The following is an 18,878-nucleotide window of genomic DNA, read 5'->3' as shown; positions in this document are numbered from 1 at the left end:
ACATTTCATTGCGATGAACAATGGAAGGTCTGAGTTTTCCAAGCGGCATAAGATAATCATCGGCGTATGTTTCGGTGTCCTGAGTATGGTGGTTGTAGAGTTTCCTGTTCAGGCACCTGGAGGGGCGACCTTTGACACTCGTGCGGCGCCGGCCGTTTTAGCCGGATTTTATGCTGGTCCCATTGGCGGCGTTATCTGTGCAGCTATCGCGGGAGCAGCCCGCTTTCATGTCGGAGGGCCGGTTGTCATTGGCGGTTCCTTGAGCCCGCTGGTCTATGCTTTAGTGGGCGTCTTTGCCGGTTACCTTTTTGACACACTCTTGAAACGCAGACCGGGTGTATTCGATTTCCTTGGGCTCTCGGCTATTGCGACGATTTGCGTCATGCCTCTTTTCTTTGTTGATCAGGGTTGGGCGTTTGGTTTTTCGATCCTGAGCAAGGCTTGGTACGTCTTTTTGTTGGGCAATGTTGCAGGAATCCTGGTCCTTGGGTTGGTGAGCGAACAGATCAGGAAAACACTGACCGGCTATGATGAGACCACGCGTGCATTGTTCACTTCGGATTTGGCTCGGGCTTCTGCGAAAATCGCGGTTTGGCGTTATGATTTCGCCACGGACCGGCTGCAGTGGGATCCCGCAATGTACGAGCTTTATGGATGCGCACCAGAGGAGTTCAAGGGGACCTATTCGGACTGGGCTGGCCGGGTGTATGAACATGACCTGGATCTTGCCAGTCACGCACTGGACGTTGCGCGGGAAACCAACTCGCCTTTTGAGTATCGTTTCCGGATCGTCCTGAAAGACGGCACCCAAAAGTGGGTTCAGGCACACGGGAAATTTCTTCCGGCAACTGAGGGCCAACCCACAGAAGTCATAGGCGTCAATTGGGACATCACCAAAGAGGTCCGGTTGAACGATGACCTGAAACGGCGGGAGCATGAAGCGCGGGAGCGGTCCCAAGAGCTCGAGATCACTTTCTCATCCATGAAGCAGGGAGTGTCCGTGTTCGGTGGGGACGGTACACTTTTCTACGCCAACCGCCGCGTGTCCGAAATACTTGGACTTTCAGATGAAGATTTGGCCTTTGGCACCTCGTTTGAAATCCTATTGGCGCAACATAAGGCGAACGGAAATTTCGCCGGTGATCCTGAGAGCGGTGCCGCGCGTGTCCAGAAAATCATGCAAGCCGGTAAAGTGATCCGAACCAAGGCAAAGCTGCAGACCGGGCGTGTCGTTGTTTACACTTTGACCCCAAAACCAAACGGTGGCTGAGTGGAAACAGTCGAGGACATCACAGAGAACGCAGCGGCAGAAGCCAGAATTATGAGTGCGGCCGAAACAGACGCCCTGACTGGCCTTGGCAATCGGCTGGCGTTCAACAAGATCCTTGACAGGGTTGTGCGCGGCGCGTCCTACGGCAGTCGTGGATTTTCCCTAATTTTGGTGGATTTGAACAACTTCAAAAGCCTCAATGATACATATGGCCATCACATTGGCGACAGGGTTCTGCAGGAAACAGCGCATGTTCTGAAGCAGACCTGCCGGGCAGAAGATTTCGCCGCCCGGCTGGGCGGAGATGAGTTCGCTGTCATCATTAAGTCGCCTCAACCCGGGTCCGTGGAATATTTGGCTCGCCGGCTCTCAAAACAGTTCGCACGCCCCATGTGTATTGGGGATCTCAACCTGCAATCAGGTGCTGCGATTGGCATTGCTCCGATTGAACCCGGTAGTTCAGCAGAAGAGGTGTTGGTGAATGCAGATGCGGCCATGTACAAGGCCAAGTCCGAAAATCTCAATCAATACAAGGTTTTTGACAATATCATTGCGGCTGAATTGCGGGGTATGAGACGCCTTCAGGCAGAACTTGCCACCGTCATTGGGGAAGAAAAACTGGAAACCCATTTTCAGCCGGTCATCGATCTAGGAAGCGGAGAGCTTAGTGGCGCGGAAGCCCTCGTTCGCTGGCGTAAAGATGATGGAAGTTTTGTTACGCCAGCGACTTTTGTTCCGCTGGCCGAAGATGTAGGCATGATCCGGGAGATCGGCAGCCAGGTTCTATGGGCCTCAATTAGAGCGGCAGCTGGCTGGCCGGATCACATGACAGTGTCGGTGAATGTGTCGCCAAAGCAACTGGGTACCGGTGAGTTCTTGAATCAGGTTTTGGAGTGCCTGAGAGAACATGACCTGGATGCGAAGCGCTTGGAGTTGGAGGTGACTGAGAATGTCCTGATGGACAAGGAATCAGCAGCGCTCGCAGAACTCCTGGAATTCAAAAAACACGGAGTCCGGATCGCATTGGACGACTTTGGAACCGGCTATTCGTCTCTAAGTTATCTGCATCACTTCAGTTTCGACAAGTTGAAGATTGACCGGGCCTTTGTCATGCCGATGGAGCGTGATCAGACCTGTGCCGCTTTGGTCTATACCATCTTGAATCTTTGCCAGAACCTGGGGCTGGATTGCACGGCTGAAGGAATTGAGACAGAGCATCAGCGTCGCCTTTTGACCGTTGCCGGCTGCAACTATGGGCAAGGGTATCAGTTTTACCGGCCAATGCCCGAAACTGAGTTTAATCAAATCATTTCCGAGGCCTACCCACTATTTGCGAAAGATGCCATTGCGGTGGGGCAAGTTTGACACTCCGGTCAGAGGCGGCGATGGCATTTTGCCGCCAGCCGTAAGTTTTCTGCTAAACCTTTTTGTATTTGGCCCACTGGGGAAACGCGTTTCCGCAGCAGCTGACGTTTGGAAGTTCACAGATAGCGGCGCGGAAGAAATGGGATGCCTGTCGCTGACGGGAGTGGATGCGTTTATTGCAGGGCTTAAGTGGTTCCAGATTTGCAAATGGGTCGGCCGGGGCATCTTGTCCCAGTATTCCCGAGCAGCTGTTAACGGGTGTTTGAAGCTGGCAAGCATTCGGAAACTTGCTGAACTGGTCGTAAGTGGCGGGCACCGAAGGCACACCTAACTGTTCTTTGCCGCCCGGCCATTGAGCTCTGTTGAATGGAATAAATGCAATGCCAGCCTCAGGACACGAGCATGTAGACTGCGATATTGGCGACAAAAAGCGAGTAGCGCGCTTTCGGAGTGCGCATTAAACGGCCCACCGTTTGGTTGGCTATCTTCTAGGTCATTGAAAAATATGGAGCGGGTGAGGGGAATCGAACCCCCGTCTTAAGCTTGGGAAGCTTCTGCTCTACCATTGAGCTACACCCGCGCAAGCCAAACCACTTCGGTTGGTGGTTTCTGCGCCGATCGATTTCATCTAACATATCAAATTCGAGAAGCAAATTCGCAAACGTTTGGGTTTGTTCAATTTGCTGGGTGTTGATTGTCCAGAACATCCCAAGAAACACCGGTGGTTGCGCGATAAAGTTCAGATAATTTGCCGTTTGCGGCCATGGTGGCAAGGTGTTGTTCGACCAGGTCTTTCAGGTCACGCCGCTGCTGCGCATATCCGGCATACCCGCGCACAACGGCCACTGCTGGGCGTAAGGCCTTGAGGTTCAGATCGTATGTTTCAATGACATATTCCGACCAATAAAGATCTTCAAGCAGCAGATCTGCGCGACCAGATTCAAGCATACGATAGGGCGTGATTGCCGCCTCCTCCTCCAAAACCGGTGTATAATCCACCTCTTCAATGTTCCAGCGCGGTTCGAAATCTTGAATGATGGCTGGATAATCATATCCAGCGATCTGCAAAGCCCGTTTTCCCTGATAGGCGTCCAAGCCAGAAAACTGCTTCTCTGGAGTATTTGCGGGAACAACTGCAGCAATAATCCAATAGGTCAGCGCTGTGTTGCCGAGCAATATTCCATCTTTGGGGGTGTCGGCAGTGAGCCCCATGTCCATTTTCCCACTGCGCAATTCGGCCTGGCAGCGGATGGGGGGCTTGTTGAAGAATTCTGCACGCAGCCCAGCACTGTTGAGAATGTTTTGAATGAGTTCAGTCACAACGCCTTCAGCCGCACCTGCTTCATTGATCGCGTAATATGGCGGCCAGTTTTCAAAACAAATCCTCACCTGATTATCTGCTTTGGGAGCGGTCGTTAGCGCGAAAACAAAAACTGCGCATAAAAGAGTGCGCCATCTAACCACTGTGTTTTCTCTTCCGCGTTGGTGAGTGTTCAAAGGGATTGTTCATGCGGAGTTATAACATTCAGAAAATGTCAAAAGAATGCAGTCTGCATTTAAACTAATAGTCTGAAAGACTAAATTCCTTCTACGGCAAATACGGCTCCCAGTGCAAAAATAGCGGCTTGAAACCTGGCAAATGTTGACGCTCACTCTTGCATCCAAGAGGAGAAGTCGCCATGTTCCGCGCGGCGCAAGCGCCACAAGGCGATTTCAGAACATTTAGGACGGACAATGCGGGATCTGGTCAAGGCCCTCGTAACCTCACGCAAATGGGAATACTGGATCATCGGCATAATCGTTGTGAATGCGGTGACCTTGGGTCTGGAAACAAGTCCGGCGGTCATGGCCGTTGCCGGTCCGCTTCTCCTGACACTCGATAAAATCATCCTGATGGTTTTTGTCGTTGAGCTGGCTCTGCGGCTCTATGCCCATGGTCTGCGCTTTTTCAAAGATCCATGGAGCTTGTTCGACTTTGCCATCGTGGTCATTGCCGTCATGCCAACGTCCGGTTCGCTATCGGTCTTGCGCTCCTTGCGGATCTTGCGCGCCTTGCGCTTGATTTCCGTGGTGCCATCACTGCGCCGGGTCATCGGTGGGCTGATTGCCGCTTTGCCTGGTATGGGCTCGATCATGGTGCTGATGGCACTGGTGTTTTATGTCTTTGCGGTGATGGCGACTAAGCTTTATGGCGCAACCTTTCCGGAATGGTTCGGCGACATCGGTCTGTCGCTCTATACCCTGTTCCAGGTGATGACTTTGGAAAGCTGGTCGATGGGCATTGTCCGGCCGGTGATGGAGGTTTACCCACTCTCTTGGCTGTTCTTCGTGCCATTCATTCTGTGCACCGCCTTTACGGTTTTGAACCTCTTCATCGGGATTATCGTTTCGGCCATGCAGGAAGAACATGAAGCCGAGGCTGATGCCAACCGGCAAGCGATCCACGATGAAACGGGTCAGATCCTGGAGGAAGTCAAAGCGCTCAGGGCTGAATTGAAAGAGCTGCGGCAGCAGGCCATGACCCCGTAAGGTGGGGGTGAAGCGCCTTCCCATGCGACATGTCCGTGCGGCTATCCAAAGTAGACCGCGGTCAGCTGGGTCATTTGAACGGATCAAATGTCAACCGGCCGGTTGCGGCTGGGGTGTGAGTTTTCGTTTCAGCGTTTTTATGCGTGTGACTGACCGGTTGATCTGATCCTCCTTAAGTCGACCGTCTTTGACCGCAGCGGCAATGGCTGCATTCAGCCGGTCTCCCAATCCCGGATCATAGCGCTCGAAACTGGAAAACAGGACAATGTCGTTGCCGGCCGCCAGCGCCTTGACCGCCGCCTCTTCAATCGGAAAATCTTTAGAGACAGCCGTCATCTCCAGATCATCGGTTATGAGGACGGTTTCGGGTCCAGCGGCCGTGCGCGCCGCTTGAATACCTTTTTGAGATAGGGACGCGGGCAGGGTACCGGCATCAGAAAACCTTTGGTGCACAAGATGACCCATCATGATCATGTCGGCATGCCCCATTTGAGCGAGCGCCTTGTAAGGGGTGAGTTCTTGCTTCCGCCAAGTGCTATCGATGACTGGCAGCCCGTGATGGCTGTCCACGGTTGTCGTGCCATGACCTGGGAAATGTTTGAGCGCTGTTGCGACGCCAAGCGCCTGGTGGGCTGCGATGAACCCCTCAGCGCAGCGGATCACTGTTTCCGGATCTGCGGAAAAACTTCGTTTTGATTTACCGATGACAGGATTATCAGGATTGAGGTTGAGATCGACAACAGGACCGAAATTCACATTGATATGATGGTCTGGCAGAATTTGAGCATGGCGGTCGTAGTAGGCGCGGACCGACCCTATGGTACAGTTATCCGTTTTGTGGGAGAGGTTTTCAGCGGAAAGCCAGGATGCGTTGCCGCCCAGACGGCTTAAGCGCTGAACACGCCCGCCTTCCTGATCGACCGCAATAAAAACCGGCATACTCTCGTTTTGCTGCGCCAAGTGCTGTGTAAGGACTTTAAGCTGTCGGCTTGTTGTGATGTTGCGCGATAGCAGCATAACACCGCCGATTTTGCCATCGGCGAGTTGCGCGGAGACGGCCTTGACGCCGAGGTCCGTAGGCTTGGTTCCGTTGAAGCCGACCATGATCAAGTGCCCGATTTTGCGCTCGAGGGCACTGGTCGCGGGTCTGTCCAAAAGGAGAGTTGCCGGCTGCTCACCTTCGTCCAATGTGAGCCAGAGACCGCCAAGAAGGGCAAAGATCAAAAACAGGCCACTGATCAGTGCGCCTGGGCGGGTCTGCATTGTGACGTCTCCCGGCGGGCGGATACGTTCGGACCAATGTCCGGATTACACATCAGCTTACTGTGAGTGGGGGCAATCAAGAAAGATTTGAATGCGGAATGAAGTGGTTTCCTGTCATTGCCCGGCAAGATAGGTCAGTGTTTTCAGGCTGGGTGCAAAAAAGACTGCCAGGCCCTTGTACCGGATGAAGTCGGAGAGCGGCAGTTTTAACGGCGCTACCCCGTTTTCTGAAGGGATGTAGCTGGTGGTTTCCGCCCTCGGTTTATCTCTTAGCCCGAACATCATGTCCTGCCGCCGGTTACCGCGCCGGATCGTGTCAAAATGATCGCTGAATTCCGTCCGCTGGATCCAGCGGAGCACGGTGTAGAACTGCTCGTTGATCCGGGCACAGGCAAACACCCCGATCAGGCCCCGGTCCTGACCGTCGTCTTCGGTGCCTTCCAGGGGTGGTCCATAGGAAAAGCCACGCCGGACAAGGCGGGGAGGGCCCGCGGCGAACCGGCTCTGATTGGCCGCGCTTAGAGCCTGATCCCTCGGATTGCACACCCGGATATGTGAATGCAGCGGCGTCGTTTCGCCATCACCATCATCGGCATATCCAAAGTCATTCGATAGATCCGCTTGATCAGGGCTCTCATTGGGATGTGTTGCGAGTGCCGACCCGTTGCGCCAGCGCCCCATCAGTTTTGCCGCAAGCCATTCCTCTGGATCGGCTGCACCGTTTTGAGTTTCGGCGGCGGCGCGGTTGTCCTTCAAGAACCGGTTAAAGGCTGCAACATCCTGATAAAGCCAGGCCAGGTTCAAATAGGTGCCATCACGGACAAAGTCGTTCCATGGTCCTGGGTTCACTGGGTTGGTCGGATAGGTTTCGTTGCTGTAGCCCAGCAGGACTTCCCGAAAGTTGACCTTGCCGGCTTCACCGATATCGTTCCAGTCAATGTCGACCTTTGAAATACCGTCACGAAAGCCGAAGTGCAGAATGCCCTTATGCGGAATTTTCCCGGAAAGCGCCTTGTCTTGAAATGATGAAAACTGCCATTCTGTAAGGCCGCTGTCCGCGGCGGCTGTGCGAATGGCGGCCAGCTGTTCCGTTTTTTGCGCCGCGTCATCGAAGTAACACAGCATGGCAATATGGAAAGCGGATTGATCAGTGTCAGCTGCCCACCAGTTTTCTGGCTTGTTGAGGCCGTTCAAGCTGAGGTCATCAACGGTTGATGGCGCATAAGGTGCGTTGTCTTCCTGGGTGAAGAAGGTTTCCAGGTCCGTGCCGACAGCATCGGGGTCAAGCCCCATGGTCTGGCTATTGCGGGCCTTTAACAGCAGAGATGTACCTTCCCAGTTGAAGGCGAAGTGGTAGACCGGAGCGAGCGAACCGCCGCTGGTATCGGCATAAGATCCTTTTGGCGCCTGCCCGCCATTCACGTTGGACGACCAATGGCTCAAGAAGGATTGAGCCGCAGAGGGGGAGCCGATGCGAAACAACAGAATAACTCTGTGTTCGTGCCGGTAGCGGGTAATGAACAGACTTTGCACATTTTCCGGTTCCGGTCGCATTTTTACCTCCCCCTCTGTTTGAGATTACTCGGCAGCTTCCGCGTGGAGTGCGCCGAGCACGTCTTTCACTTCGGCATGGTCATAGGCAGAAAACAGCCAGCCGGATTGGTCTCCGTTCATGTCCTTCGCACCATCCGTGGAGAGGCCTAATGTGCGGACATTGGCGTTTTTCGAAAATTCGAAGAAGGCGGCCGGATCGTTCACATCAGGCACGCCATCGGCCAGCGAAAAGATCTTGGCGAAAACCGGTGTCAGTTCGCGGCGGAAGAATTCAGTGTATTCGCGGTGGCCACCATCATACTCGGTGATGACCTGGATATATTCATTGTCACCAATGACTGCGACACGTGCAAAATGCACCAACTTAGATTTTCTGAGCGCTGCCTCGATTAAAGGTTGAACGTGCTCAGCAAAACTATTTTTTAGGTCTTCGAGTGCCGCGAGAGTTTGCGGATCTTGCTTGATCTTCAGGGTCAGTGTCAAAGGATGTGTCATAATTCTCTCCCTTGTTGAACGCTGCTGTTTTGGGTGCCGGTTGCCTCACTGTATGGAAGGCGAAATGCGCAGCGGAATTCGGTCTTATGTCAGGCAACCACGTTGATCTCCTGGCGGAGACGTGGATCGGGTGCCGCCGGTCCTGGGACACGGGGCCATGGCAATGAAGTGTTTTTTGTTCGTTTCAGGCGTTCCATTTAGGAGCGCAGAGTATGAGTAATGCTATATTTTTCGAATTCTTCTCTGTCAGAGAAGAGGAGGCGGCAGTTCTGGGTTAAGTCTAAAAAATATCAGTATTGATAAGCTAAATGTTCGTGATAGGCGTTTGCGTTCTCACGGTTAGTTGTTGAAGTTATTCAATTAATAGCTTACCGCATCTCTACTATTTAATGCATTCCGTAAGGAGATGCAATTGAAGAGTGTGTTTGAGTGATGTCTGACAAAGAAGAGAGCGGATATGTGGCTGGTCCGGCAGATAATATTATATCAAATAGAAGTTTTGGCGCTTGGCCAACTCGCGAGCAGGGGCACGGGAGATAGGCAATTGGGCCAGGGAGCATTCCTGTAGGAGCAGTAGTTTTCCTAGCTCAAGCAGACTACATGGCCTGGTTCGCGCACAACGCGTGACGGTTTGTCGAACTATCTGCAGTGCAGGGCTTTTTCGCGGGCAACCAGTCGGGCCACTTCCCGCCTTTCAGCCGCGCTCAAGGGGATGTTGCCTGCAGAAACGCCCACCCGGCAGCCCGCATTGGAAAATGTCTGGCGGCCGCGGGCGCTTCGAAAACAATAGCCGTTGCGCGCAAATATGGCGTTCCTCTCATACCAGAGGCTGTCACAGCTCTCCAGCGGCAATGAGCCTCTGACGCCGACAAACCGGATCCAGTTGGAATGAGCCCAGCCGACCGCCCCGGAAGCTGTCCGCACATTAAACCAGACACCCGCCTGTCCCAGAACTTGCAAAGGTGTTCCTTCCGGCATCTTGAGGAGCCGTTGTGAAGACGACGTTGTGCCGCTGCGCAGGGCCAGAAATCCATCGCCGTTGGGGTTCAGACCGGCGACTTCATAAGGAAATGCTGTTTGATCAAATTGCTGGGGCTGCGGCATACGCTGCGGCTGCGGGGACGGTGCTGGAAGCTCGCCAATTGTGCTTGGCCGGGAAGACTGCGCTCCGAGATAAATCCGTTCAATCAGCGACGAATTCTCCCAGGGGATCTGGCTGCTGTTTGTGGCTTCGACGACACTGCGGCGGACCTTGCGCATCACCTCATGAAGGTCATCGTCCGCGGAGGGCAGGTATTTCAAGAGGGCTGTTGTGAACGGGCTGTTGCGGCCATCGCCATCGAGCGCAATGTTGCCGGGTTGAGTTGAAAAAGCGATGAATGAGCCAACTCCAGCGTCCACTTTGGCAAGTCCGCGGGCAAAACCGCCGATCGACCGCGAAGCCGCGGAAATGGCAAAGGGATTGTTGCGGCAGGCATCCAGAATGACAATGTTGCGGTCTGCCTTGCTTTCCATCTCCGCCAAAATGGTCTGAAGTTTGACCGAAGTTTGTTTGATGGTGTCCGCATCTTCACCATGCGCATCTACCGGAATAATGAAATTCTCAGCGCCAATCTGAACCGCATGTCCTGCAAAATAGAAAAGGGCGATGTCATCTGGCGCAAGGGATTTCCGCGTTTGTTGTGCAAGGCTGAGGATTTCAGACCGGCTGAGGTCGGTGCCATAGAGGACCCGGAAACCTAAGCGATTGAGCGTTTGTGCTATGTCGGTCGCATCCTGTGCAGCGTTGGGCAGTTGGGAGACGTGCTCATAGCGCGAGTTGCCGATGACCAGCGCCACCTTTTCGCCCGAGACTGCAGCCCCTCCGGAAAAGAGGGAAATGAGAACACATAAAACCAGATAGCCGAAACGTCCCACTTGGCCACTCCCACACACGTGACGGCGAGGAGATCTTAGCACCGCACCGCCGATACCTGCTTCGTGTTGTGACCCGAGTCTATCACACTGGTTGTAGGAATGGGTGTTTGTCACCGGAGAAGGTGATGATTAGATCGCCTGGGTGTTTCTACAGGCGTGCCAGATCATCTTCGGGCCCCTCAACCGTCAGCTTTACGCCGGCTTCGGTGTAGTCCCGCGAAACCACGGTCAGGCCGAGGCGGCTGATCTGCTGCTCCATTTCAGAACTCGATGCAAAATCGGCGCTAACTGTCTTTGTCGCAAATTTCTGGAACGGGATCAGCTCTGCATTGCTGATGGCGTCTTGTGCAGCGCCCGAATACGCGCGGGCCAGACCGCCGCCGCCAAGTTTGGTGCCGCCGAAATAGCGGACAATCAAGACCGCGCAGTTGATCAGGTCAGCACCCTGCAAAACCCGCAAGGTCGGCATACCGGAGGTGCCTGCCGGTTCGCCATCATCTTTGCCGCTTTCTTCAATCCGGCCATTGCCCAGGAGGCGCCGGTGGGCGGTGACGATGTGGTTGGCCTTCCGGTGTTCCTTACGCAGCTCCTCTAACCGAACCTCGAACTGGCCGACTGGCACAAGAAACGCCAGGAATCGGGATTTACGGTCCTCCAGAAAGCCTTCGTATTCGCGGGTGATGGTTTTGAAGGGCATATTTGGCGCGTCATTCCGCACACAGCGAAAGCGAAGATGCGGGATCGGAGAGTTGATTGGATTGTCTATGATTCGAGCTCATCCGACCGACAATTTGTGGCCTGCCGATCCCGGGTCGCGCTTCGCTTGCCCGAGAGGGCACTATGACGGTTAGGCATGATGGAAGGCTGATCACTCAACTGCCCGAAAATGTTTCGACAGCTTCAGTGCCTGGCCTTGGTAGTTTGAGCCGATGCCTTCGCCGTAGAGGGTTGCCGGGCGTTCGGCCATATGTTCGTAAACCAGGCGGCCGATGGTCTGGCCGTGTTCAACGATAAACGGCACATCGTGGGAGCGAACTTCCAGAACGGCCCGGGAACCGATGCCGCCTGCGCCCGCATGGCCGAAGCCCGGGTCGAAGAAACCGGCATAGTGAACGCGGAACTCGCCCACCAGCGGATCGAATGGCACCATTTCAGCCGCATAGTCCGGCGGCACATGAACCGCCTCCTGGCTGACGAGAATATAGAACGCATCCGGGTCGAGGATCAGTTCGGCGTTCTGGCGCCGGTAGATCGGTTCCCAGAAATCGAGCGGGTCCTGCGCGCCGACTTTGTCGACATCAATCAGGCCGGAGTGATGTTTGGCGCGATAACCGACCAGGCTGCCGGGGCCATTGCCTTCCAAATCAATCGACAGCTGCACCCCGCCGCCAATCCGCTCATTGCCGCCGCTCATCAGAGTTTCTGCCTGATGGATGCTCTCCAAATCGGCGTCCGGGATCAGGGATTGTCCACGCCGGAAGCGGATTTGGCTGAGCCGCGAACCGGAGCGCACCAGGATCGGAAACGTAAGCGGCGAGATTTCGGCATAAAGCGGGCCGGTATAGCCAGCTGGTATGGTGTCGAAGGCTTGACCGTTGTCGGTGATGACCCGTGTGAAAACATCCAGACGGCCGGTCGAGCTTTTCGGATTTGCGGTTGCAGAGATGTCGGCCTGGAGCGCCAGGCTTTCCTGCAAGGGAACGATGTAGACGCACCCCGTCTCAAGAACCGCACCCTCTTGCAGGTCTATTGTGTGCAATTTCAGCTGCTCCAGCCGGTCGGCCACTTTAATGTCCGGACCGGGAAGAAAACTTGCGCGCACCCGGTAGGCAACAGACCCGAGCCGCAGATCCAGGCTGGCCGGCTGAACCTGGCCAGCGACCGGCGGCAAATCGGAGGAAATTTCTTGTGCCGCGAACATGGCGTGAATGACGCGCTCGGGCAAAATCCCGCTGGCCTCAAGCAGCGCGCTTCCGGTGGTGGCTGGGTCCGCTGTAACGTTCATCAATTCATCCTGCACTCGTCGTCTACCGTCCTTAGCGGATGCTGCCGGTCAGGCCAACAGACTTTCTGCTTAGATGTAGGAAATCCTTAGCCCAAGATTGACCAATCTATCGTTTTCGCTTAAGTCAGGGCCAACTCGTGGTGATTTGGGCCGGCCGGCTTGCAGCCACGTTAAATAAGTCGCTAAATAGGCCGGAGGTGCGAACCCCGGTCTTGAGGCTGGGGTTTTTTCGTTTGGAGCGAACATCGACATGACTGACACAAAGAACACCGCCGGAACCAACTGGCGTCCGGCAACCGCGCTGGTTCATGGCGGCGCCGCCCGCTCGCCCTTCGGCGAAACGTCCGAGGCCATGTATCTGACCCAAGGGTTTGTCTATGGCGACGCGGAAGCCGCCGAAGCCCGGTTCAACGGTGAAGACCCAGGATTTGTCTATTCGCGCTACGCCAATCCGACTGTGGCCATGTTCGAAGATCGCATCAAGATGCTGGAAGGCGCCGAAGCGGCCCGGGCAACGGCCAGCGGCATGGCGGCTGTCAATCTGGCGCTGATGGCTTCGGTCAAGGCGGGCGATCATGTGGTCGCCGCCAAGGCGCTCTTTGGCTCCTGCCGCTACATCTGTGAGACTTTGTTGCCGCGCTTTGGTGTTGAAAGCACGCTTGTTGACGGCACCGATATTGAGCAGTGGAAAGCAGCAGTCAAGCCGAACACCAAGGCCTTGTTCCTGGAAAGCCCAACCAATCCGACTTTGGAAGTCATTGATATTGCAGCTGTCGCGGAGATTGCCAAGTCGGTCGGCGCGCGTTTGATTGTTGACAATGTCTTTGCCACTCCGATGTTCCAGTCACCACTTGAGCTGGGCGCGGATGTTGTCGTCTATTCCGCGACCAAACACATTGACGGGCAGGGGCGCTGTCTCGGCGGTGTTGTCTTGTCGGATGAAGAGTGGATCACCGAGGAGGTGATGCCCTTTGTCAAACACACTGGCCCGCATATGAGCCCGTTCAGCGCCTGGGTGCTCTTGAAAGGTCTTGAGACCTTGCCGCTACGAGTGGCTCAGCAGACAAGCAGCGCCGGTCAGATTGCCGATTTCCTGGCTGGCAAAGCGAAGGTCAAGCAGCTCATCTATCCTGGGCGGGACGATCATCCGCAGGCGGATGTTGCCAAGCGCCAAATGCGCGGTGGTTCGACCATGCTGGCTCTGGAAATTGAGGGCGGCAAGGAAGCGGCCTTCCGGTTTGTCAACGCACTGGACCTTATCAAGATTTCCAACAATCTGGGGGATGCCAAAAGCCTGATTACCCATCCGGCCACGACAACCCACCAGTCGATCGGGGAAGAGGCCCGCGCTGAGCTCGGCATCACCGATGGCATCTTGCGCCTGTCGGTCGGCCTGGAAGATCCGCAGGATCTCCTGGAAGACGTCGAGAAGGCCCTGGCGGCGATTTAAATCGCCGCTTCTCCGTCACTTTGCGGCAGACAACAGTCCGGCAGCGGCCATCAGCGTGCCGCCGCCCGCGTGGTTTAGCAGCTTTGGATGCTGCCGTAAAAAGCCAAGCAGCTGTTTGGCGCCAACGGCGTAGATCATGACAAACGAAAAATCGAGTGCGGCCATGGTCGGACACATGATCGACAGCTGAGGTGCAAATGGCGCGGACGGGTCGATAAACTGCGGAAAGAACGCTGTGAAGAAGACCAGTGCCTTGGGATTTCCGAAGGCGACCGCAAAACCGCTCGCATAAAGGCGCGCTGGGTGGGCGGACGGTTCCGGGGCACCAGGTACCGGCAAACTGGGCGCTGAGCGCCACATTTTTACCGCCATATAGATCAAGACGGCGACCCCGGCCCATTTGATCACCTGAAAGGCGAGCGCCGAGTTGGCGACGATCACGCCTAGCCCAATGGCGACCAGAAGCATCTGGATCATGTTTGCCGAGATATCACCAAGCGCGGTGAAAAGCGTTCTGCGTGTACCAAAACGCAGGGCATGCACCATACCGAGCAGGATGCTCGGGCCAGGTGTCATAGTCAGGATGAGGGAGGCAGCGACAAAGGCCAACCAGGTTTCCAAAGGCATAATGAAGATAGTCCAAGGAGATTGCTCTTTTTGATGATCTATGGGAATGGTTTAATATAGAAAAATAACTTGAAGTTATATTGAGGCGATGAACTCACAGGACATTCCCCTTGTTGTTGCGCGCGCGCTTCGGTTGATTGCGGAGACTGGGAGCGTATCGGACGCAGCGCGGGCGCTGGGCGTGACACAACCGGCCGTCAGCAAGAGCATCGCCCAATTGGAAAAACGATTTGGAGTTGCTTTTCTTGTTCGTGGATCGCGGCCTCTGACTTTGACGGATGAGGGAAGTGCGCTGGCGCAATATGCCCAGCAGGCCGACTTGTTACAGGACAAGGCGTTGCGTCATCTGGAGGATGTCCGCAAAAACCGGACCGGTACCGTCCGACTTGGGTCTTTCGGATCGTCCGCGTCCTTTCACATCCTGCCAAAACTTCTGGAAAGCTTCGCGCGCAAGTTTCCGGGCATTGCGGTCGAAATTCTGGAGTTTCCGGATGAAGAACTTCAGGCGGTTTTACGCGAAGGCGGTGTTGATGCTGCTATCCTGGCTGATCCAGACGTCGAAGATCTAGAAATTGTTCCACTGGCCGCAGATCAACTGGTTGCTTTGGTGCCAGACCATCACAAGCTGGCTGACAAGGTGGCAGTTCAGGCCGCAGATCTAGGCGTGGATCCTTTTATTCTCACCAAAGGCGGCAGTGCACCGCTGGTAGAAAAATGGTTTGCCGTGGCCGGAATAGCACTTCATATCAGTCATACGATCCTGCAAGTGAATTCCATTCTGGCATTGGTCAAAGCCGGCTTGGGCAACTCGATCATCGCTGAGCTGGCATTGCCGGAACATCCTGTCGGCGTGCGAGTCTTACCCCTGTCACCGTCCGCGCCGCGGTCGATTGTTTTGGCAAGGCGGGAAACGGCCCCCAGATCCAAGGCCGCTCAAAGTTTCTGGCAGTTTTGCGAAAGCCAAACGCTGGCTTCGCGCTGATTTTAGTCTTTCAGAGCGTGGTAGCTGATCAAGACACGGGCGCAGGCCGAGACGGTGCAAATGGCTGCGAACGTCCAGGCTAGAACCGGAAACCAGGCTGGAAAAAGAGCCATCAGCAAAAACAGCGCGATGGTTTCTGTGCCTTCTGCGAGGCCGCCCAGGTAGTAAAGCGATTTGACACCATGCCGGGAGGTCGAAAGCCGTCGTTTTTCCGCCATGATGGCGAATGCGAGAAAGGCCGATCCGTTGGCGTAAAAACTTGCTAGCAACGCGGCTGCTGGAAGTGCATTGGTCTCTGGAGACAGAAAGGCAAAGGCAATCGGGATGGCGCCATAGAAGAAAAAATCGAGTGTGATATCCAGATAACCGCCGAGATCTGTTTTTTTGTTTGCGCGCGCAACGGCCCCGTCGAGGCCATCAAAGAACCGGTTCAGCGCAATCAGGATAAATCCGGCAAATGTATATCCATAGGCGATTGCCACGGCGGCCAGAACACCAAAGCCGAATCCGGTGATGGTAATTGTATTCGCGCTGACGCCAACACGGGCCAAGTGCAACCCGAACATGGTCAAAGGTGGATTTATCAGTGGGCGAATTCGTGCGTCTAACATGTATCAAGCGTCTTAGAGAGAGATTGTTAGGGCGTTAATGCGGAATCCGGCCGCTTTTCACAAGCCACACTCTTTCACGGTTGCGTCAATCGCCCTATAAGCCAACTTAACACGGCCCTTGGGCCAGATTGTCAAAAGGATCAAACGTGTCTGGCAGTTATCGCGCCATCACTCACAGCATCGAAGTCTCCGTCGAGCCGTATTACCTGGATGACGAGTCGAAGCCGGAAGAGCAAGAGTACATTTGGGCCTATCTGGTTGAGATCCACAATGGCGGAGATCAGCCGGTGCAGCTTTTGAGCCGGTATTGGATGATTACGGACGGCTTAGGCCGGCTTGAGGAAGTTCGCGGCGAAGGGGTTGTCGGCGAGCAGCCGGTGATTGAACCTGGCGAGACCTACGAGTATTCGTCTTATTGCCCGCTGGCGACAGATTCCGGCATCATGGCAGGCTCCTATGAAATGGAGCGGTCAGATGGATCGACCTTTCAGGTCGAAGTACCGGCCTTTTCCCTGGATCTTCCAGACACGATCCGCAGCTTAAACTGAAGTTGCAGAGCCAGGTCTGGTCAAATGCTGACCAGGCCACCGGCAAAACCGATCAAAACCCACAAGATCCACTTGCGCCGGTTAAAAGCAGTGAGCAAAGCAACTGCCAGCGCAGCCATCAGCGCATAGATTGCGTGGCCAGCGAGCCCTGTTCCGATGACAATCGCGAAGAGGTCCGGATCCCGGTTCTTCGCAAGTGGATAGTGGTACTCGGCGAACATCACCAGAGACACTGCCGCAACACCGATCAACCATCCAGAAATGGCGATTAGCATCCGGACGCCCCAATTTGGTTTTTTGGGTAGCGGTTTTGCTGTGAGCCTGACCGGTCGGCCTGCGGAATTTGCTGCCTTACGGGAAACCTGCTGCTGATGGCGCCTTAAAGGGTAGCGCACAGTTGCTTGATAGCCCGGTGAAGGCTTGTTCATTCCCGTCTCCGCCCTGACTGTTTCCAGCTCCTGAGGCGTCATAGCGGGCCGCCGGTTAGGGGCGGGTAAAACCAATCATTCAATTTGGAGCAATCGGTGCGAAAGCACCGTCGGTTCTGATTTTAATAGTGAATACTGGAGCTTGAGCGAAGCTATTGCCGTTCAGGCTGGGTTTCCTCAGCACGATGATGGATCCAAGTGATAATGGTATCCAGCGTGCCGGGGGCATAGGCTTCCCGCCCCAAAGCGATAAACGCGAATTCGGTCCACCCCGGCATCTGATCGGGTCGTTGATAATTGAAAAGGCTGGCGCGCAGCAATCCGTGGGTGGCTCCGGAAACGACTTCGAACCGGTTCGCCGGATGGGTATTCTCTAACAACGCGCGATATTGGGCCGAGTTGAAGTTCGGGTCGACGTTTAGATCTTCGCTGCCGTGAACAGTGAGGAAAGGTTTGGTAGCTCTTGTGAGCGGGACAGTAGCGTTGGACCGCCAGTTTTTGCGAACAAAACGGTAGCGCTGTTCAGACATTGGTGACGGCGAGGTTTCGGATTGCTGGTAGGTCGCAAAATCTGCGCTTTCTCCTAAGACTGTCTGGTTATGGGCCGACTGTTTGCGGATTTCGGCATCAATATCTGCTGACGAAGTTCCGTCCGCCTCCAAGCGCTTGCGGGTGAAATACTGGCCCTGCCTCTGCCAATCAATGGCGCCGCCAACAAGCACCAGAAAATCAGCCCGTCCATTTGCTTGCCCAACGTGCGGCAAAACCCAGCCTGCCTGTGAAAAGCCCAAGAAACCAAAAGCGGAATTCTGGATTTCCAGAAGAGACGTCAAACGCTCAAGCGCTGCGTCGGCAAGGTTGGCGCGGTCTTGCATCGAAAAATCCAGCCAGTCGCCTTGGCTGGCGCCGACCCCCGGCTTGTCCCAGGAATAGACCGCGATTCCGCTGTCGAGTAGCACCCTTATCAGCGGCAGATATCCGCCACCGGAATACCGGTCTTGCGGTCCGTCACCGTGGACAATCAAGACAACGGGCGGATCTTTTCCTTCCGGCCGGTGCAAAGTGCCTGAAACATTGAAGCCATCGTATTCAAACGAGATCGGCTGCGTTTCGTACCCGGACAGATCAAAGTCGCCGAGGCCGGATAAAAATAGAAAGCCAAAAACCAAAAGTGCCCCTCCGACGAGGGACACGATGGACCAAAGTAACAGACGCCGGCGAGCAAAGCGCACGGCCCTCTGCCCCCTTAGGCTGTTCGGTGGCGGGCGATAGCGCCACGTTCTATTGCCGCAACGGTCAATTTGTCGAGGCCGAACCGGTCGCGCAGGAGCTGGAGTAGGCGCAGTTCCTCTTTTTCAACGTGCAAATCAGCTGCTGCGACTTCAACAGCCAGCGCATAGGCCGTGTCGTAGAGTTTCGGCGGCAGGATGTCGCCAACAAGTTCCAGCACCAGGAACAGGCCGTTGTCTTCCTGCAGGATGTCGCCACAGCGCTGCGCTGCTGGAATGACGTTGTTCGGATTGTAGTCCTTAAACACCGGCAGGGTTTTGATCATGTCGCCGATCGTTGCCAGCTCGTTGTCGGTCATGGAGTTATCGGAGGCCGATACAATCACCATGATGTAGATGAGGGCTTCCTCGATGCTGATCGGGTCTTGTCCTGACACTTCAAAAATCTCCTTCGCCGCTACCGGGCATTGTTTGCTGCCCCGATGTAGCGGCTCAAAGACGCCGCTTCAAGCATGTTGCGGCCGACAATTGATTGACGGCGGGCTTGCTCTTTTCTAGTGTCGCGCCGCAATATGCGGGACAAAGGCCTAAAGTTTGCCGGTTTC

18 protein-coding genes, 1 tRNA gene and 1 riboswitch are annotated in these 18,878 nt (G+C 55.0%); of the genes, 6 read left to right on the top strand and 13 right to left on the bottom strand.

All coding sequences use genetic code 11. The features are described from left to right. Nucleotides 1-85 precede the first annotated feature (85 nt). Both ACOOFE_RS20255 and ACOOFE_RS20250 read left to right on the top strand, forming a co-directional pair. Nucleotides 86-1,270 (top strand): PAS domain-containing protein, encoded by a 1,185-nt coding sequence (locus ACOOFE_RS20255; protein ID WP_420411739.1) that lies wholly within the window; start codon nucleotides 86-88, stop codon nucleotides 1,268-1,270. After that, nucleotides 1,271-2,635, top strand: a complete 1,365-nt coding sequence (locus tag ACOOFE_RS20250) for a putative bifunctional diguanylate cyclase/phosphodiesterase (protein WP_420411738.1) — start codon at nucleotides 1,271-1,273, stop codon at nucleotides 2,633-2,635. 506 nt (nucleotides 2,636-3,141) lie between these two features. On the opposite strand, the gene ACOOFE_RS20245 is transcribed toward ACOOFE_RS20250, so the two are convergent. Together ACOOFE_RS20245 and ACOOFE_RS20240 are read right to left on the bottom strand one after the other, a co-directional pair. Next, nucleotides 3,142-3,215 (bottom strand) — tRNA-Gly (locus tag ACOOFE_RS20245). A gap of 95 nt (nucleotides 3,216-3,310) precedes the next feature. After that, on the bottom strand, nucleotides 3,311-4,024 hold the full coding sequence (locus ACOOFE_RS20240; RefSeq protein ID WP_420411737.1) for a substrate-binding periplasmic protein: 714 nt from the start codon (nucleotides 4,022-4,024) through the stop codon (nucleotides 3,311-3,313). A 345-nt stretch (nucleotides 4,025-4,369) separates the two neighbouring features. On the opposite strand from ACOOFE_RS20240, the gene ACOOFE_RS20235 reads away from it, so the two are divergent. Then, a complete protein-coding gene (locus tag ACOOFE_RS20235) occupies nucleotides 4,370-5,164 on the top strand; it encodes an ion transporter (protein ID WP_420411736.1) in 795 nt (264 codons plus the stop codon). Nucleotides 5,165-5,254: 90 nt separating this feature from the next. Here ACOOFE_RS20235 and ACOOFE_RS20230 read toward each other — a convergent pair whose 3' ends face one another. The 6 genes from ACOOFE_RS20230 to ACOOFE_RS20205 all read right to left on the bottom strand — a co-directional run bounded on the left by ACOOFE_RS20230 (nucleotide 5,255) and on the right by ACOOFE_RS20205 (nucleotide 12,398). Then, a complete protein-coding gene (locus ACOOFE_RS20230; protein WP_420411735.1) occupies nucleotides 5,255-6,427 on the bottom strand; it encodes a glycoside hydrolase family 3 N-terminal domain-containing protein in 1,173 nt (390 codons plus the stop codon). Nucleotides 6,428-6,541: 114 nt separating this feature from the next. Then, the gene (locus ACOOFE_RS20225) at nucleotides 6,542-7,981 is read right to left on the bottom strand and encodes a hypothetical protein (RefSeq protein ID WP_420411734.1); all 1,440 of its coding nucleotides are present in this window, start codon (nucleotides 7,979-7,981) and stop codon (nucleotides 6,542-6,544) included. Nucleotides 7,982-8,005: 24 nt separating this feature from the next. After that, nucleotides 8,006-8,476, bottom strand: a complete 471-nt coding sequence (locus ACOOFE_RS20220) for a hypothetical protein (protein ID WP_420411733.1) — start codon at nucleotides 8,474-8,476, stop codon at nucleotides 8,006-8,008. A gap of 639 nt (nucleotides 8,477-9,115) precedes the next feature. Further along, on the bottom strand, nucleotides 9,116-10,393 hold the full coding sequence (locus tag ACOOFE_RS20215) for a caspase family protein (RefSeq protein ID WP_420411732.1): 1,278 nt from the start codon (nucleotides 10,391-10,393) through the stop codon (nucleotides 9,116-9,118). A gap of 148 nt (nucleotides 10,394-10,541) precedes the next feature. Then, a complete protein-coding gene (locus ACOOFE_RS20210) occupies nucleotides 10,542-11,090 on the bottom strand; it encodes an IMPACT family protein (RefSeq protein WP_420411731.1) in 549 nt (182 codons plus the stop codon). 171 nt (nucleotides 11,091-11,261) lie between these two features. Next, nucleotides 11,262-12,398 carry a 2'-deoxycytidine 5'-triphosphate deaminase gene (locus tag ACOOFE_RS20205; RefSeq protein ID WP_420411730.1) on the bottom strand — a complete coding sequence of 379 codons (1,137 nt, stop codon included), beginning with the start codon at nucleotides 12,396-12,398 and terminating at the stop codon, nucleotides 11,262-11,264. A 127-nt stretch (nucleotides 12,399-12,525) separates the two neighbouring features. Then, a riboswitch (SAM riboswitch) is annotated at nucleotides 12,526-12,605 on the top strand. A gap of 43 nt (nucleotides 12,606-12,648) precedes the next feature. On the opposite strand from ACOOFE_RS20205, the gene ACOOFE_RS20200 reads away from it, so the two are divergent. After that, nucleotides 12,649-13,848 carry an O-succinylhomoserine sulfhydrylase gene (locus tag ACOOFE_RS20200; RefSeq protein WP_420411729.1) on the top strand — a complete coding sequence of 400 codons (1,200 nt, stop codon included), beginning with the start codon at nucleotides 12,649-12,651 and terminating at the stop codon, nucleotides 13,846-13,848. A gap of 15 nt (nucleotides 13,849-13,863) precedes the next feature. Here ACOOFE_RS20200 and ACOOFE_RS20195 read toward each other — a convergent pair whose 3' ends face one another. Further along, nucleotides 13,864-14,475, bottom strand: coding sequence for a LysE family translocator (locus tag ACOOFE_RS20195; RefSeq protein WP_420411728.1), 612 nt, complete (start codon nucleotides 14,473-14,475; stop codon nucleotides 13,864-13,866). 88 nt (nucleotides 14,476-14,563) lie between these two features. On the opposite strand from ACOOFE_RS20195, the gene ACOOFE_RS20190 reads away from it, so the two are divergent. After that, the gene (locus tag ACOOFE_RS20190) at nucleotides 14,564-15,457 is read left to right on the top strand and encodes a LysR family transcriptional regulator (protein ID WP_420411727.1); all 894 of its coding nucleotides are present in this window, start codon (nucleotides 14,564-14,566) and stop codon (nucleotides 15,455-15,457) included. 2 nt (nucleotides 15,458-15,459) lie between these two features. Here the strand turns inward: ACOOFE_RS20190 and ACOOFE_RS20185 are convergent, their stop codons facing one another. Continuing rightward, nucleotides 15,460-16,068, bottom strand: a complete 609-nt coding sequence (locus tag ACOOFE_RS20185) for a CDP-alcohol phosphatidyltransferase family protein (protein WP_420411726.1) — start codon at nucleotides 16,066-16,068, stop codon at nucleotides 15,460-15,462. A 146-nt stretch (nucleotides 16,069-16,214) separates the two neighbouring features. On the opposite strand from ACOOFE_RS20185, the gene apaG reads away from it, so the two are divergent. Then, on the top strand, nucleotides 16,215-16,616 hold the full coding sequence (apaG, locus tag ACOOFE_RS20180; protein WP_168206480.1) for a Co2+/Mg2+ efflux protein ApaG: 402 nt from the start codon (nucleotides 16,215-16,217) through the stop codon (nucleotides 16,614-16,616). 20 nt (nucleotides 16,617-16,636) lie between these two features. On the opposite strand, the gene ACOOFE_RS20175 is transcribed toward apaG, so the two are convergent. From ACOOFE_RS20175 to ACOOFE_RS20165, 3 genes are all read right to left on the bottom strand, one after another. Further along, nucleotides 16,637-17,044, bottom strand: coding sequence for a hypothetical protein (locus ACOOFE_RS20175; RefSeq protein ID WP_420411725.1), 408 nt, complete (start codon nucleotides 17,042-17,044; stop codon nucleotides 16,637-16,639). A 152-nt stretch (nucleotides 17,045-17,196) separates the two neighbouring features. Continuing rightward, on the bottom strand, nucleotides 17,197-18,276 hold the full coding sequence (locus tag ACOOFE_RS20170) for an alpha/beta hydrolase family protein (protein WP_420411724.1): 1,080 nt from the start codon (nucleotides 18,274-18,276) through the stop codon (nucleotides 17,197-17,199). 14 nt (nucleotides 18,277-18,290) lie between these two features. Then, nucleotides 18,291-18,662, bottom strand: coding sequence for a tellurite resistance TerB family protein (locus ACOOFE_RS20165; RefSeq protein ID WP_141188918.1), 372 nt, complete (start codon nucleotides 18,660-18,662; stop codon nucleotides 18,291-18,293). Between the last annotated feature and the right edge of the window lie 216 nt (nucleotides 18,663-18,878).

It is taken from the genome of Roseibium sp. (assembly GCF_965216085.1).
Classification (GTDB): domain Bacteria; phylum Pseudomonadota; class Alphaproteobacteria; order Rhizobiales; family Stappiaceae; genus Roseibium.
Note: the sequence above shows the minus strand (reverse complement) of the source record. Positions and strands in the feature narration are given on the sequence as shown.